This is a genomic window from Trichocoleus sp. DQ-A1 (assembly GCF_039961955.1).
In the GTDB taxonomy this organism is placed as follows: Bacteria; Cyanobacteriota; Cyanobacteriia; order Cyanobacteriales; family FACHB-T130; genus FACHB-T130.
The window spans coordinates 380,786-396,397 of record NZ_JAMPKE010000002.1 but is presented as its reverse complement, the minus strand read 5'-3'; the positions used below and the strand labels follow the sequence as shown (position 1 = coordinate 396,397).

The 15,612-nt window shown below is 47.9% G+C and carries 9 protein-coding genes; 5 read left to right on the top strand and 4 right to left on the bottom strand.

Annotated features, from left to right (window positions below; all coding sequences use genetic code 11):
* Positions 1 to 154 precede the first annotated feature (154 nt).
* The 5 genes from NDI33_RS04125 to NDI33_RS04105 all read left to right on the top strand — a co-directional run bounded on the left by NDI33_RS04125 (position 155) and on the right by NDI33_RS04105 (position 4,543).
* The gene (locus NDI33_RS04125) at positions 155 to 598 is read left to right on the top strand and encodes an STAS domain-containing protein (protein WP_190674533.1); all 444 of its coding nucleotides are present in this window, start codon (positions 155 to 157) and stop codon (positions 596 to 598) included.
* A 189-nt stretch (positions 599 to 787) separates the two neighbouring features.
* The gene (sufU, locus tag NDI33_RS04120; RefSeq protein WP_190674705.1) at positions 788 to 1,270 is read left to right on the top strand and encodes a Fe-S cluster assembly sulfur transfer protein SufU; all 483 of its coding nucleotides are present in this window, start codon (positions 788 to 790) and stop codon (positions 1,268 to 1,270) included.
* Between the two features lie 6 nt (positions 1,271 to 1,276).
* The gene (locus NDI33_RS04115) at positions 1,277 to 1,798 is read left to right on the top strand and encodes a Ycf51 family protein (RefSeq protein ID WP_190674530.1); all 522 of its coding nucleotides are present in this window, start codon (positions 1,277 to 1,279) and stop codon (positions 1,796 to 1,798) included.
* A gap of 205 nt (positions 1,799 to 2,003) precedes the next feature.
* Complete coding sequence (locus tag NDI33_RS04110; RefSeq protein ID WP_190674702.1) at positions 2,004 to 3,188, top strand: iron-containing alcohol dehydrogenase family protein; 1,185 nt, start codon at positions 2,004 to 2,006, stop codon at positions 3,186 to 3,188.
* Positions 3,189 to 3,325: 137 nt separating this feature from the next.
* Positions 3,326 to 4,543, top strand: a complete 1,218-nt coding sequence (locus tag NDI33_RS04105) for an aspartate aminotransferase (RefSeq protein WP_190674527.1) — start codon at positions 3,326 to 3,328, stop codon at positions 4,541 to 4,543.
* Between the two features lie 49 nt (positions 4,544 to 4,592).
* Here NDI33_RS04105 and NDI33_RS04100 read toward each other — a convergent pair whose 3' ends face one another.
* The 4 genes from NDI33_RS04100 to NDI33_RS04085 form a co-directional block, all read right to left on the bottom strand.
* Positions 4,593 to 5,144, bottom strand: a complete 552-nt coding sequence (locus NDI33_RS04100) for a hypothetical protein (protein ID WP_190674525.1) — start codon at positions 5,142 to 5,144, stop codon at positions 4,593 to 4,595.
* A gap of 448 nt (positions 5,145 to 5,592) precedes the next feature.
* On the bottom strand, positions 5,593 to 5,862 hold the full coding sequence (locus NDI33_RS04095; protein ID WP_190411133.1) for a ChaB family protein: 270 nt from the start codon (positions 5,860 to 5,862) through the stop codon (positions 5,593 to 5,595).
* A 404-nt stretch (positions 5,863 to 6,266) separates the two neighbouring features.
* A complete protein-coding gene (locus NDI33_RS04090) occupies positions 6,267 to 9,140 on the bottom strand; it encodes a right-handed parallel beta-helix repeat-containing protein (RefSeq protein WP_348245617.1) in 2,874 nt (957 codons plus the stop codon).
* Between the two features lie 108 nt (positions 9,141 to 9,248).
* Positions 9,249 to 15,392, bottom strand: coding sequence for a DUF4347 domain-containing protein (locus NDI33_RS04085; protein ID WP_190674519.1), 6,144 nt, complete (start codon positions 15,390 to 15,392; stop codon positions 9,249 to 9,251).
* Positions 15,393 to 15,612 lie beyond the last annotated feature (220 nt).

The following is a 15,612-nucleotide window of genomic DNA, read 5'->3' as shown; positions in this document are numbered from 1 at the left end:
TGACAATATTACCGACTGACCGATCGTAAGGGCAAGGCGAAACTTTGCATTACCTTTACGTAACTTGTGCTGTCTTCATCAACTTCATACGAAAAATTACTGAGCTGAGGACTAATCTTTGTAAAGAACCAATTAGTCTACCTCAGCCACAACTATGGGTGTTTCTAGACTTATCAAGTTTTGGCAATCGACCATACTTCTTCCTGAATTGATTTTTTCCTCAGTAATTAAGCGGCAAAAGTCTGGCTGTGAATTTACTGAAGTCCAAAAAAACCTGAAAGCCAGCTCCCGAATTGTGATTCAGCCACAAGGGGTTCTAAATCGCTGTAATGGCGCTTTCTTACAGCAATGGATTGTGAACAACGTCGTACTGGATGCTCCGGCTTTATGCGTGCTAGATATGACCCATATCAACGGGGTGGATAGTTCGGGGCTATTTTCTTTAGTGGCAGGACTCAAAGCAGCCCGGAAACAGCAGTGCCATGTTGTAATTTGTAACTTGCAATCTCCAGTCAAAACACTTTTTGAAGTAGCGCAGCTTGAGGAAATGTTTGATATTGAGGAAAGTTATGAAGCTGCCCTTGCCAAACTGGCTTGACGACTACTTTATCAAGAGTGCCAACAGCCGAACGATTGCAGGCTATAAGGGCACTCTAGCCTGAACTGCGCGGCTAGAAATTTTATCTAAATTCAGCGTTAGGAAGTCAATGCTCGGCTTTCAGCCCTCCGGAAATCAAGCGACACTGATAGGATCGAGATGGATGAATATCGTCTTATCAATCTCGCCATGACTTTGGGCAATCTACGCGACCTTTATCAACAGGTCATTTTAGAACACTACAAGAAGCCACGGCACAAGGGTCAAACCAATCCCGTGCATCGGTCTCAGAGAGGGCACAATCCTTCTTGTGGCGATACCATTGAGCTGACATTGCAGATGAATGCAGCAGGCGACACCATAGAAGATGTGAAATTTGAAGGAGAAGGCTGCGCGATCGCAATGGCTTCTGCTGACTTGATGGCGGATGCTTTGCGGGGAAAGAAAGTAGATGTAGCGCTGGAAATGGTGGAACGCTTCCAAAACATGATGAAAGGGGAAGCCGAGTTCCCCAAAGAGCAACGCAAGCTCAATGTGATGCAAGGCGTTTCTCAGTTTCCAGTTCGGATCAAATGTGCTAACCTCACCTGGCATACTTTAAAAGCTGCCTTAGAATCACCCAATGGCAATCAGCCAAATGGGTTCGTCAGTAATGAAAAGGAAGACGCTTAAGTTGCCATGTTAACGACTACTTTTTTTCTAGAACTAGCCAAATGGTCGGCGGTTCTTACCATCGCCAGTGCAGTTGTAACCGTGCTGGGGTTTATTTTCAAATGGGGCATTCGGTTTCGGTTGGTAGGTAGCACTGGATTTATGGGTGTGCTAACAGCGGGTTTATTTTCTTTGAGTTTAGTACCGCTTACCCATACCGCAGTTCCAGGTTCTGTGCACTATAAGTTGGTTTATGACACTGGCGGGGCGCAAACGGTGATTTCTGTGCCGCCAACGATTTCCAATGCACAATTAGATGCAACGATGCGTCAAGCTGCCAGCGACTTGTACTCTTATGGTCGTTTAGGTCGGGCAAAAGACAATTTACTGACCATTCGGGTACGTACCGTTATTCATCCCTCCCCTGGCGTTTCTAAACCGCTTTACTTGGGTGAGGTGAGGCGATCGCTAGCCATCCGGGATGATGAACAGCTTAACGTCCAAGTCTTCCCAGAAAACCTGGCACAATTGCCAAAGTCTACCGCGTAATTACGGATCTTTCTCGACTTTCTCTACATTGGGATTTTCAGAGTCGAAGCGAGGCGGAGCCTAGAAACGAGTGCCTAGAAACGAGTGTTAAATAGGCTGCTGCCTCCCCCAATTACGACAGTAAAGTTATTAGAAAAATTTGTTATAAATTCTTTCATAAGCAGTATTGAGCAATTCCCTTCTTTAGACTAAAATGGTTGATTCTATGCCCAATCAATCCTTGCCAGAGTTGTCTACTCAAACCGCTCCTTCGTTATTTTCGCTGATGGTGGCTCCCGGTCGGGTGCTACGCGGTCAGAGGGCGCTGGAACAAGCGGGAGAAGCGATCGCGACTTTTGGGCGGCGTCCCTTGGTTGTAGGGGGCGATCGCACGCTGTCCGTCACGCTACCCCGATTGCAGCTTGCCCTAAAACAGCAAAAGACAGACATTGCCCAGGCATCGTACAGCCCAGATTGCAGTACGCGATCGCTTGAATCTCTGCGGAAAGCTGTCACCGACCATCAAGCCGACGTAATTATTGGCATCGGCGGTGGCAAAGCATTAGACACCGCAAAACTACTGGCTCATCAATGCCAGTTGCCAGTCGTCACAATTCCCACTTCAGGGGCGACCTGCGCTGCTTGGACAGCCCTTTCCAACGTCTATTCCGACGAAGGGGCATTTTTGTATGATGTCAGTCTCGATCGATGCCCGGATTTGCTAGTGCTGGATTACGAGTTAATCCAGACTGCACCGCAACGCACCTTAATTGCCGGGATTGGCGACGCCTTGGCGAAGTGGTACGAAGCTTCTGTCAGCAGCGGTCACTCCGACCAAACTTTGATGATTGCCGCCGTGCAACAAGCGCGAGTGCTGCGGGATATTCTCTTCCAAAAAGCCGCAGCAGCGCTGAAAGAACCGGGCAGTGAAGTTTGGCGAGAAGTCGTAGATGCCTCAGTTTTACTTGCCGGTGTCATCGGTGGTTTAGGGGGTGCCCAGTGTCGTACCGTCGCCGCCCACGCCGTCCATAATGGTTTGACCCATATCCCCGCTGCCCACGGTGCCATACATGGTGAGAAAGTCGCCTATGGCATTCTCGTCCAGTTACGGTTAGAAGAAATGCTGCAAAGCAACCAACTCGCAGCAACCGCAAGGCAACAGTTATTGAAGTTTTACGCCGAAATTGGACTGCCTCAAACTTTGGATGATTTGGGTTTGGGAAATATTACACTGGGAGAATTTCGGCAAGCTGCTGAAATTGCCTGTGCCCCTAACTCGGATATCCACCGGCTACCCTTCCGGGTGGTGCCCGAACAGCTGATGGCGGCAATGGTGTCCACAACCGCACCCGTTGAGGTAGGGCGTCCAAATCTGGGGCTGACCTCAGCGGCGAATCATAATGATGTTTGAATTTCAAAAATTGCAGGTTTAAACGCATTGAAGGTTGAAGAATCTCAAAAGTTGAAAGTTTTAATCAACCTGCCAATCTCCAACCTGCAATCCTGCCTGCCAACCTGCTTTCCTTGCCAACTTTCCTGCCTTAACCAATGACGTTAGATTGGATTAGCCCAGCGGAACGCCTGCAATCACTGCCCCCTTATGTATTTGCCCGTCTGGATGAACTCAAAGCCAGGGCACGCGAACAAGGGCTGGATTTAATTGACTTGGGGATGGGGAATCCAGATGGCCCAGCGCCTCAGCCAGTGATAGACGCCGCGATCGCAGCGTTGCAAAATCCACTCAATCACGGCTATCCCCCCTTTGAAGGGACTCTCAGCTTCCGCCGCGCCATCACTAACTGGTACGGGCGTCGCTATAATGTTGACCTCGATCCAGATAGCGAAGCCTTGCCGCTACTCGGTTCTAAGGAAGGGCTGACTCACCTCGCCTTTGCCTACATCAACCCAGGCGATGTGATTCTGGTACCCAGTCCCTCTTATCCCCCACATTTTCGCGGGCCAGCGATCGCTGGGGGCAAAATTCACCCGCTGATTCTCAAACCCGAAAATGACTGGTTGATCGATCTCGGTGACATTCCCGATGATGTAGCCCAACAAGCAAAGATTCTCTATTTCAACTATCCCAGCAATCCTACTGGCGCAACCGCACCCCGCGAGTTCTTCAAAGATATCGTTGCTTTTGCCAAGAAGCACGAAATCTTACTCGTACATGACTTGTGCTACGCAGAATTAGCTTTTGATGGTTATCAACCAACCAGCTTGTTAGAAATTCCAGGGGCGAAGGAAATCGGCGTCGAGTTTCATACCCTGTCTAAAACTTACAACATGGCAGGCTGGCGCGTCGGCTTTGTCGTAGGCAACCAACACATCATTCAAGGGTTGCGGACACTCAAAACCAATCTGGATTATGGCATCTTTGCCGCCTTGCAATCTGCCGCCGAAACCGCCTTACAGCTTCCAGATGTTTATGTAAATCAGGTCTGCGATCGCTATCGCCGTCGCCGCGATTTTCTGATCGAGGGATTTGCTGAGTTGGGTTGGACAGTTCCCAAGCCAAAAGCCACCATGTACCTGTGGGTTCCGTGTCCGGTAGGGATGACCTCAACGGATTTTGCCCTCTCTGTCTTGCAGCAGACGGGCGTGGTCGTGACTCCCGGAAATGCCTTTGGTTTGGGTGGCGAGGGGTATGTGCGGGTGAGTTTGATTGCCGAATGCGATCGCTTAGCTGAAGCTTTGCGGCGTTTCAAAGAAGCTAATATCCGCTATTCATCCGAAAATGAGGGCGCGTTTATCAAACAGGGATAAAACATTCAAGCTTCAATTCTTGGATTTTATCTTTAATTTGGAAATGTCTCTACTTCAAAGTAAACGCTTTGGTTTCTGTTACCCTACCACCACCTACCTTGTCATAAACCGTTAGCTGAATTTGGTAAGTTCCCGGTTGAATTTTAGGAGTTGTATTAACAGTGCCATTGGGAGAGGCTGCTACATCATCTTTTAAAGCTGTATGTCCTTTTTCTCCAATTAAGCTCTTTTTCACCAAAATAACTTCGCCCTTGGCATTTTTAACTTCCATATCCATATCTAGCCAGTTTTTCCCATCCTGACCTTTCTTAAATTTGCCAACATTGAGCAAGACTAGCTGAACATCTTCTCCCCTTTTATAAACTCCATCATTAACCGGCACAACTTTTTTATCGGGAGTTTTTCTGACCAAAAAAGATTTTTCAAACTTCAGTTGAGAAGAAGTCGGTTTAGAGGTAGTTGCAGTCTGGGATGTAGGAGATTTTGGGGAAGGAGAAGCCTGAGAAGTAGTAGAGTTTTCACCTCCACCACAACCACTGACCAGCGCCATTGAAAACACGACAAGACCTGTTAACAATACATTATTTAATGTTTTTTTCATAATGTTCTCCCTGTTGATTTTTTTTGAACCTAGTTATTTGATAAACGATGAGTTGAGGTAGTTAACACAGTTGAGCTAACTACAACCATAAATTATCATAATTTATTCAAATTTATCTTTTGGGCGTAGTGGCTTTAGCAACTAGCGACGCGAACAATTGCTTTCAGACGGCACTTTGGTAATTCTCTATTGAATGCACTCCGGTTTAACCGCACCTTGTGAACCTAGAGGGACAGGGATTAAAGATTCTCCCTTCTCCGCCCACGGAGAAGGGCTAGGGGTGAGGTTCCATCTGATGGTGTTCATCTCTACATCGTTCGCTACACTTGAAACGATTCGTTTTACTGCAAATTAAGCGTAGACCTATAGGCAAAAGGCGGTCTGTGACCTGCACAGACCGCCTTCCATTGTCAATCAATCTAAAGTATTGCTACTTACTTAAAGGCGTTTAATTGCCGCCAGACTGGACAGCGGCGCGAGTTACGGGATTTGAATTGTCTTCGTTTATCATTTCAGGAGTCCGCTCCCACTCGCCATTTTCACCTTGACGGTATTCGCTTTTGATGGTATTCCACGCAACTTTGCGGGCAGATTCTTCGTCCATCCCGTCTTCTTGGGCACTCTTAAATGCAGCCTGGAAAATCTGCTGAGCTGCCTCAGGCAGTGCTTGTACTTCTGAAGGTAAGTTATTAACTTGTTGATCTGGTTGCTCGGTCATAAACTACTCCTATTATTTTTGCCTGGGATCATCTTAGAAAGCCAGATGTACGAATTCCTCTTCCCAGGATGTAGTTATGGCTGCTCGATATACCTATCTGAGGTATTATCTTATGTAAAGTAATTTTGTATTTACATATACAAAACTTTGCCCCAAATCATCTGCTTGCAAATACAGTGGTTTAGCTCTCCGACTTGTTAGAGAACTCAGTGGACTCGGATTCACGAATCATTGAGGATTGCTATAGATGAGATGGAGCCGCTACCTAGTTCGCTGCTAAAGCGAGTTCAAAGCTTGGAAGCAAACAAATACCAATTCACTTTATGGCTCGAATCTCACCTGAAAAGGGGAGTTGGAGGATCTAATGTGTAATTCCACAAAAGTGAACTGGTATCATTTACCGACTAAGGGAAACCACAAGTTCCAGCCGGTACAGTGGTTCCAGACCAATTGCTGAGGTCACTGGTAGAAATATTATTTGTAGACAGCGTTCCCGTTTCTATCTGGATCGCTCCTCCAAAACTGTCATTTAAGAAAAAGTTGCCAATCGTATTATTGCGGGGTTGCAGACAAATTGTATCGCCAGAACCGCTGGTTATTGCTTCGAGATCCCCGATGGCTCCGCCTGTTAAGGTGTTAAGCCGGACTCCAGCAAAGATTTTGGCAGTATCGTAGCTGTTGAGGGAAAACCCGGTAAAAGCATTATCAATAATTTGATTCGATTCACTGAGGAGTTGAAGTTGGGCATTTCCATTGATGCTGGTGAATATTCCGTAAAATCCATTTTTAGAAATTTGCTGATTGTTAGAAATATTGACTGTTCCTATCGCTGCATCGGAAAGTGCGATATTCACTCCATTATCTTGATTTTCAGCAATGGTGCTATTGGTAATGTTGAAGGTTCCAGAGGTGTTATTTGAGAGAAGTATCCCAATTCCATAAAACCCGTTTTTAGAAATTTGAGTATTAGTGATATTAAACGTTCCAGTCGCGCTATCGTTTAGCTTGATAGAAATTCCATCAAATTGATTGCCTGAGATTGTGCTGTTGGCAATCTCAAATGTCCCCAAAGTATTGGATTCAAGTTCAATATTAATGCCACTAAATTGATTTGCAGTTATTTGGTTATTAGTCAGAGTAAAGGTTCCGGAAGCACTCTCGAACAGTTTTACCTCGACTCCGTCGGCGATGCTCCCGAAGCTGTTACTGCCAGTAATCGTATTCTCTGAGATATTAAAGGTTCCAGTTGCAGTATTGCGAAGTTCAAGATTGATGCCGTCCCCTTCGTTAGCTAAAGCACCATTGTTGGCGATCGTGTTTTTGACAAGAATTAGGTTAACTTGCCCCTGATTATTGTTGAGGGAAAAGCCTTCCAAAGCAGAATTTGCGATCGCGTTGTCTTGAATTAGTATCTGGCCGGTCACGTTCTCAAGTGAGATGCCCTCACCAGCAGAATTCGCGATCGCGTTGTCTCGAATAATCGCATTGCTAATGTTGTTTCCAGCGATGCCAGAACCAGTAGTTGTGGTGATAGCGAAACCTGAAAGCGTTGTCGTGTTCCCCATTGTGACCGTTCCAGTCACGTCTGCCAGTACCCCCGCATTAGATAAGGGTAATTGTAGATTGCCGAGTTCCACGGTATCTATACGCTGCACAGGGCCAGTTGAAAGCACCTGCACTTGGTCGGGAATCTTGAAAGCAGGAACCCCAGGATTTGTCCCTGGTTGCACGTAGACAATATCATTGGATTGAGCCACAGCCAAAGCTTCCGCAACCGTTGCAGTCGGATTCTCGAACGTGCCGTTCCCGGTTCCAATTCCTAAATTGACGTGTCGAAATCTCCACGGTTGACCCGTCGTGGGATTCGTAACAAACACCGTATCTTGCACACTGAAAGATTCAGATTCCGACTGTTCATCGACTACAATATTCGCGTTTCGGGTCACAGATTCCCCCAGACGCGCCAGAACTCGATCTTCTTTTCTTATCCCTCTCGGACGAGTGCCGGGAAAATTCGCCCCGACACTCAGCACCAAATTCGTACCAAAAGTGGCGTCATTTGAGAGCAATAGTCCCAGCCTGAAAGTGTCAGTAGGACGCGCTTCCAACCGAGTCCGCCAGCCCAAAATCTCTGCACTGCCTGGGGCATCATAATAATAAAGTCCGGCATAGCCTCGGAGGTCGCCGGTTCGACCGATTTGGGCAATTTTTACGCCAGCTTCAACATCAAACCCTGCCATCGCCGCTTCAAAATTGCGATCGCGTTGAAGTTGTTGATTTCTAGTTTGACCCAAGAAATTACCCTGAAAGAAAGGGTCTGAAAACGATAAACCTGTAGAAAAAACCCTCTCTTGGGTCAGTTGGCGGGTATCTCCAACCGGAATGTAAGCATTCGCGCGAATATCCCAGTTTTCTCCTAAGCTTTCAAACCCAGCACCCAGTTGATTAAAGTTGCTATTACCCGTGTCGCGGGTATCGAAGGCGACATAGCCGCCCAAGATCCGGTTATCTTTGGCACTATAAAAGCGATGTCCTAAAACAATATTGCTGCTTATATGAGAATCTTCCGTTAACAACAGCAATCGACCTTCTAAGAAGGTGAGGTTGTCTGAGTTTTGCCATAGGGGAACAAAGCCTCCAATGCTACCAAAAGAACTTTCATAACCCACACCAGAACCAGTGGTAAATTCAGCGCCGATCCGGGGCAGAAATCGTTGAGAACGAACTCGATCTGATGGTGCTGTTTGTTTAGTGGCAGCGCTAATCTCTTCTGTAGGATCGGCGTTTTCTGGGGTTAGTATTTCTTGGAGTAACCCTGCTTCGCGCAAAGTCCGAGGAGGTGTTTTTACTTCTGCTAAAGGTTGAGAAATCTCAACCTCCAATGTCTCTGGGGAAGGTACGGTTTTGGGACCAGATTCTGGTGTGGGGAGTGCAGTTTTTACATTAGATATTTGGGCAAGAAAACGCCCTTGTTTTAGCGTGTAAAAAGACGGTTTGGCTAAAGACTTCTGGTCCTCGAAGCTTAAGGCTGCGGGTTCCAACGCCCCTGGTGGGTGTTTTGCTACATCAAGGGTATCGCCAAAGGATGAGTCTACAGTATCGTTATTTAATTCAGGAATGCCATCAGGTAGCTGGAGGATTGTAACGCCTGTAAAGTCTGTTGTCGAGCTTGATGGATTGGGTTTTAAATTAGGTGTTTGGGCGGTAGCAGTTGAAGTTAGCGTTCCTAACAGCAGCAAAATTGTGTAGATGTACGGTGTTGATGTTCTTAGAAGCATTTTCTCTATTAGATTCTGTTCTGGCTTCAGGCTCATATCCACAGCAACTCATTGTCAATAGTTGCCAAATCAGCAGCTTTAAATATTAATTAAAGCTGCTTCCTCATACTAGATACTTACAAAAGTAGAAGCTGCATTACTCATAAACGTAGCAGCATTCACCCCAGCCAATATTGCCAAAGTCTGGTTGTTGGAATTGTCAATAATACTGGTATTGCTTCCTTGCTGAATAATCGACAACTGGTTCAATTTCAAACCCCCGCCTAACCCAATATAGTCTTGACCAATCTGGAAGTCGCGGATGGTGTCAGTACCTTCCCCTTTGGAAACTGCGAAAATATCGCGCCCTAGACCTCCGGTGAGGATGTCATTCCCCAAGCCTCCGTAGAGTCGGTCATCGCCCCCATCTCCCCAGATTTGGTCGCTGCCTGCCTCGCCGTACAGGGTGTCATTACCGCCACAACCATTGATGCGATCGCTACCTGTACCGCCGTAGATGATGTCATCCATACCCATCGAACCCCCAGTCAAGAGATTATTGTTGAGGTCGCCAATCAGGGTATCGTTGCCGTCATCGCCGTAAATCCGGTCTTTTCCCAGTCCCCCTACAATCGTGTCATGACCGCCAAAACCATTGATCCGGTCGTCTAAAGAGGTTCCCACCAAGGTTTCAGAAAGCCAAGTGCCGTTAATGACATTGAGGGGTGCAGTGTCGTTGTCAATGTTGACAACAGCAACATCTTGCGGGTTCAGTCCGTTGTATTTGGCGTCGGTGCTAATAGCAGGGGCAGTAACGATGCTGTAGGCGATATTTCCATCGACAAGTACATCGTCAACTCCTTTCACCGTAATGGTTTGAGCAATATTCCAATTATTTGAAGTAAAGGTCAGCGATGGGCTGGAAACGCTGCCTTCTGTCGGATCGGAACTTCCTAAACCAAGGGTGACGTTAGCTGTAGGTTGACTATTGAGTTTGACGGTAAAGTTGGCAGCGCCTCCGGCTTCGGTGGTGTTGCCGCTAATTGGGGTGATGGTAAATCCGGCGGCGTCGTTGTCGATGTTGGTGACAGCGACATCAACAGGATTGAGTTTGTTGTAGTTAAGGTCGGTACTGACGGCTGGGGCGGTGATGATGTTGTAGGCGATATTGCCATCAACCAGTGCATCATCAACTCCTTTGACCGTAACGGTTTGAGCAATATTCCAATTATTGGCTGTGAATGTGAGGCTGGGGCTAGAGACGGTACCTTCGGTGGTGTCGGAACTGGTTAAGCCAAGGGTGACATTAGCGGTGGGTTGGCTGTTGAGTTTAACTGTAAATGTGGCAGTGCCTCCAGCTTCAGTGGTGTTGCCGCTGATAGGGGTGACAGTAAAGCCTGCGGTTTCATCGTTTTTGATGATGCCTGTGGCAGCAGTGTTGCCTAGATTGGCGTTGGTGGCACTGTTGAGTTTGATGCTGAAGGTTTCATCTGCCTCAAACTTGTTGTCACCCTTGACGTTAACGGTGATGGTTTTGGTTAAGGGTTCGCCGGGATTGAAGGTAAGGATGCCGTCGTTGTCGGTGTAGTCGCCGTCTGCGGTGGTGGCGGTGCCGTCGTTGGTGCTGTAGTTGACACTAATCGGCTGGTCGCTGGGGTTGGAGAGGCTGACCGTGTAGGTATAGGCGGTGACACCATTACCTTCGCTTTGAGTAACGGTGGCTGGTGCGATAGAGACGATGGGTTGAGAATCGTCGTTGGTGATGATGGCGGTACTGGCGTTCGCCTCTGGGTTAACGGTGGCGTTGGTAGCATTGTTGAGTTTGACGCTGAAGGTTTCATCTTTCTCAAACTTGTTGTCACCCTTGACGTTAACGGTGATGGTTTTGGTTAAGGGTTCGCCGGGATTGAAGCTAAGGATGCCGTCGTTGTCGGTGTAGTCGCCGTCGGTGGTGGTGGCGGTGCCGTCGTTGGTGCTGTAGTTGACACTAATCGGCTGGTCGCTGGGGTTGGAGAGACTGACCGTGTAGGTGTAGGCGGTGACACCATTACCTTCGCTTTGAGTAACGGTGGCTGGTGTGATGGAGACGGTGGGTTTGGCATCGTCGTTAATAACCGTTACCTGTGCTGTACCTGTAGTAATCGTCGAACTTGCGGGGGCAAGTGTTAGGTTCGGTTTACTCAGGGTGACATTGATGGTTTCATCTTGCTCAAATATTGTGTCACCCAAAACATCTAGGTTGATTGTTTTGGTTGTCTCGCCAACTCCAAAGCTAAGCGTGCCGGAAAGGGCAGTTGTCCCACCTGTAACCAGTATGTTGTTGTAGTCAATGCCATTGGTTGCGGTTCCACCAATTCCATAATCAACGGTACTGGCTACACCAATTCCGCCGCTGCGCGTGACAGTAAAGGTAACGGTTTGCTTACCAGTGTCACCTTCCTTTAAAGTTAGGGAAGCAGTAGTAATCGCGTATTGAATCGTGTCGTTGGATGCGATCGCTACCGTAGCATTGTTCTTAGCAGCATCAATGGTGTAACCTGCACCCGTCGCCAAGTTTAGCCGCAGCGTTTCGGCTAACTCTGGCAAAGTATCATCAACAGCAGTAAGAGTAACATTGACAAAACTCTGCCCATTTGGAATCACCACGGACAAACCGCCGCTACTGAGATTGTAGTCGCTTGCGATCGCAGTGCTGCTACCATCAACAGCAAGATTTACTGTCAAATCGCCCGTTGTGTTGCCAGTCCGGGTAATCTGGTAAGTTCCAGTATTTGCGCCCGCTTCTGCTGCATCAGCATCTATCGCCTGGATGCTAACTGTCGGCGTTCCAGAATTGACGGTAATTTGAAAAGTTTGCACTACTGAGGTATCGATACCACCGTTAGCAGTGCCACCATTGTCCTTAACTTGGACTGCAACTGTGGCTGTAGTAGCTGTCGCAATTGTTGCAGCAGGAGTATAAGTAAGATTACCTGTCAGCGGGTCAATTTTTGGTGCAGAGGCGAAGATACCAGGGTTGCTAGTGACGTTGACGATGTAGTTGTCGATGCTTTGACTTGATTCGTTGGCAGCACCCGGATTAAACCCACTCGCCCAGCCAGTGACAGTTTGCGCCCCTGCCCCAGCTGCGATACTTTGATTGCCACCAAGTGTGAAACTGGGGGCATCGTTTACTGGGTTAATAATAATACTGACTGTTTCAGCATCAATGCTGAAGGAAGATGCGCCGCCACCCGCCCCAGGATTTACTCCAGTTTTACCGCTAGTGAGTCCGTCAGAAGCATCCCAAGCGCGGAAGGTAATGCCTGAAGTGACAGTACCGTTAAAATCGGCATTAGGGAGAAAACGGATGAGATCGCTTGTTGTATCCTTTAGGACGGTAGCAGCCGCAGCGGACACCACAAAGTTATTCCAGCTACTTCCGCCATCAGTAGAATACTGCCAAGTGCCGTTGGTATTATCCACCCCAATTACAGCAATTCCTTCTACTGCACCTGCATCTGCATCGGTGATGGGGTTGCCACCAGCACCGCTAGCAATAATTTCAGAAACCAAAGTCCCATTGTTACTGGCAAGGGCAACATCTTCGTTAATCGCTGTTAGTGCCGGACTCCCAGTATTATTTAATACCGGGGCATCGTTGGCTGGGGTGACGGAAATCGGTATCGTCTTGATATTGCTAGTCGCCGCACCATCGTTAGCTGTAATCTTGAGCGTGTCGCTACCATTAAAGTCTTGCTTGCCTTTGTATAGCAGTCCGTTTGTGGCGGCTAAGTTAGCGTTAATCTTGCTTTGACTGCCTGTCAGGGTGACAGTTCCCGTGCCGTTGCCATTGACTGTTAACCCAGTAGAGTTGACTGTCAAAGCACCATTGTTGACTTCTAGACTGACGGTGATAGCAGTATTTCCCGCATCCACGTCAAATACGCTAACTCCTGCGATCGATAAATCGGTATCTTCAGCAACTGTTTGGGGTGCAAAGCTGCTGTTAGTTGTAATTGAGACATCTGATAACTTTACTTTGGCGCTGGCAGAGGTAGTACCATCCCCAAAGAAAATGAAGTTAGGGGTTTCATAGGGATCGATAGGCCCCACCCCCACCCAAGCAGTGTAATCCCGCAGCTTACCGCTAAGGATGGTAGTGCCGCCTGTGGAGAGAGTGTAAGTATCGCCAAGAACTGTCAGCTGGTAGGGAATTAAACCCGCAGTAGTGTTGAAGGTAGCGCCTTCAGCATGGGTGAATAGAAGTTGGTTGTTGCTGGCAGAAGGATTTGTACTTGGATCTGTCTGAGTTGTGCCATCTTCCTGCGCCCAGATTTCGTCATCCCAAAATCCTAATTCGATGCCTTTTTTGTCGCTGCTGAGAACTATGATGCTGAAACCAGCTCTATCGGCAATGCCATCGCCATTTTTATCAGCTGTGCCCGTCGTATGATTTTCTGAGAGAACTTGGGCGGTGAAATTGACGGTGTAACCAGTAGCGTGGTCTAAGGTAGGTACGCTTTTAGGGGAATAGCCAGCATAACTGTCTGGAGTGGTAGTGGTATCCAAGGTAGTCGCGCCACCGGAGGCACTTTGCGTTGCACTACCAACGGGAATGTATGTAAATCCTTGAGTGTCGGGCGTGGTATTTAACGAACCATCGTATTTAATTACTGAAGCACCAATAATCGGCGCATCGTTGACAGATGTAACGTTGATGGTTTCAGTAACAGCGGTGCTGGTGCCACCGTCGCCATCGGTAACGACAAAACGCACGGTGCGAGGAGTGGTGCTGGGGTTCTCCGAGACGTTCTGATAAGTGATGTTTTGCAGCAGTGCAGTCGCGGCGGTGGGTGTGGCGTTGGCGTTGAAAGTGACGACTAGAGGAGTGGTGCCAGTCCCGCCTGTGAAGGTGCCGATTTGCACTCCGCCGTATTTGACAATTGTGCCATCTAGCCCAATTTGCCCTGCACCGTTACCTTGGTTGCGAATTGCTAAACGGTCGGATGCCGTGCCACCTGCCGTAAAATCTACTGTCAGCTTCCCGGTGTCAAAGTTGAGGGAGTCGCTATCTGTGACAGTGGCGGTGCTATTAATGACGGTAGCAGCTGCATTTTCGGTGTAAGGCACAGGTGCAACTGTGAGAGCAATCGCCGGCGCAATGTTGGTGTTGGCGATCGTGTGGCTTCCTAAACCATTGAAGGTGTCTTGGGCGAACCCATCCCATTGAACGCTGGGATCAAATGGATCGAAAGGACTTGGATCTCCAGTTGTTACGTTACTCTTACGGCGCAGGGTATTATTTTGGGTACTGGTAAGCCCATTACCCCATTCTGTGCCAGGGTCGTTGCCAATTTGACCAATCGAGTCAATGATGGTTGCACCCTTACGCAGCACAACCGCATCGTCCCCGTTGTACCAGCCATTAAAATTGTTGGTTTGATCGGCTTGACCCAGAATGCTAAGGGCAGCATTAGCTTGTGCTAAAACAAATACATCCTTATCTGCTACTATGCCGCTCAAGTTGATAGTTAGAGTCGGGCTAGTGCTACCGTTTGCATAAAAGTCTACGGCGTAACCTGCTGCGGCTAAGTTAATTGCTGCCCCAGTACCGTTATAAAATTCAAGAGCTTTATTGTTGCTGCTACCTTCAACATACTCTGAGATGAACAGATCGCTTGGCAGGACTGAAGTATAAGTTGCGATCGCTGCTCCCCCAAACACCAGAGAAGTTTCTATCTGCCCTGTAGCAACTTCCAAATCCCAGTCACCGCCCAAAGCTGCGCTGCCGGTCAAGTCAACCGAAGCGGCAATGTCAGCACCTGTTAGCTGACTCAGTTGTTGCACAAAATCCGCACCGACTTCTCCTGCTGCCACATCGCAACCGTAGAGAAGGACGTCAGCATCAGGGGTTAAAGCATTTGCCCACTGTTGTAACTGGCTAGTGTATGCTTCTAGGTTGCTTGAATTCAGTTGGGTTGACCCCAGTTGCAAACTGCCTTGTGTCCCGTGGGAAACTATGTGAACGCTGGCGATGTCGGTGCGCCCCGCCAGCACTTGTGTGATTTGCGCTACTCCATCCTGCATTGGGTTCAGGATAAATACTTCCGTCCCCGGTTCCACACCAGCAGCGAGACTCTGGTAATTCTCAACTGTAGAGTCAATGAAGACTATCTTTTGTACTCGCTGGGCGGGAGAAGTCTCTACCACTGAAGAGTTTTCACCAGCAATGCCCTGACCAGCTTGGTTTGGTTTTTGATTTGAGGAGGAATGATTCCAAAAGTCTTGCATGATGAGGTTTGGGTGTAAATATCAATGGTTGAGATGAGTAGAGACACCAGAGCGATCGCCAGAGTGTCGCTCAATAACCTAGAGAAAGTTGTCAGTTTATAGATATTCAGGTCGCCAATAGCTGGTGAACTGAATTAATCTCAGTAGATGCTGTCATATAGTTTCCAGAAATTGGGATGAACTAACGTTTTTAGCCTCAATTATTGAAATTCCTGCAAAT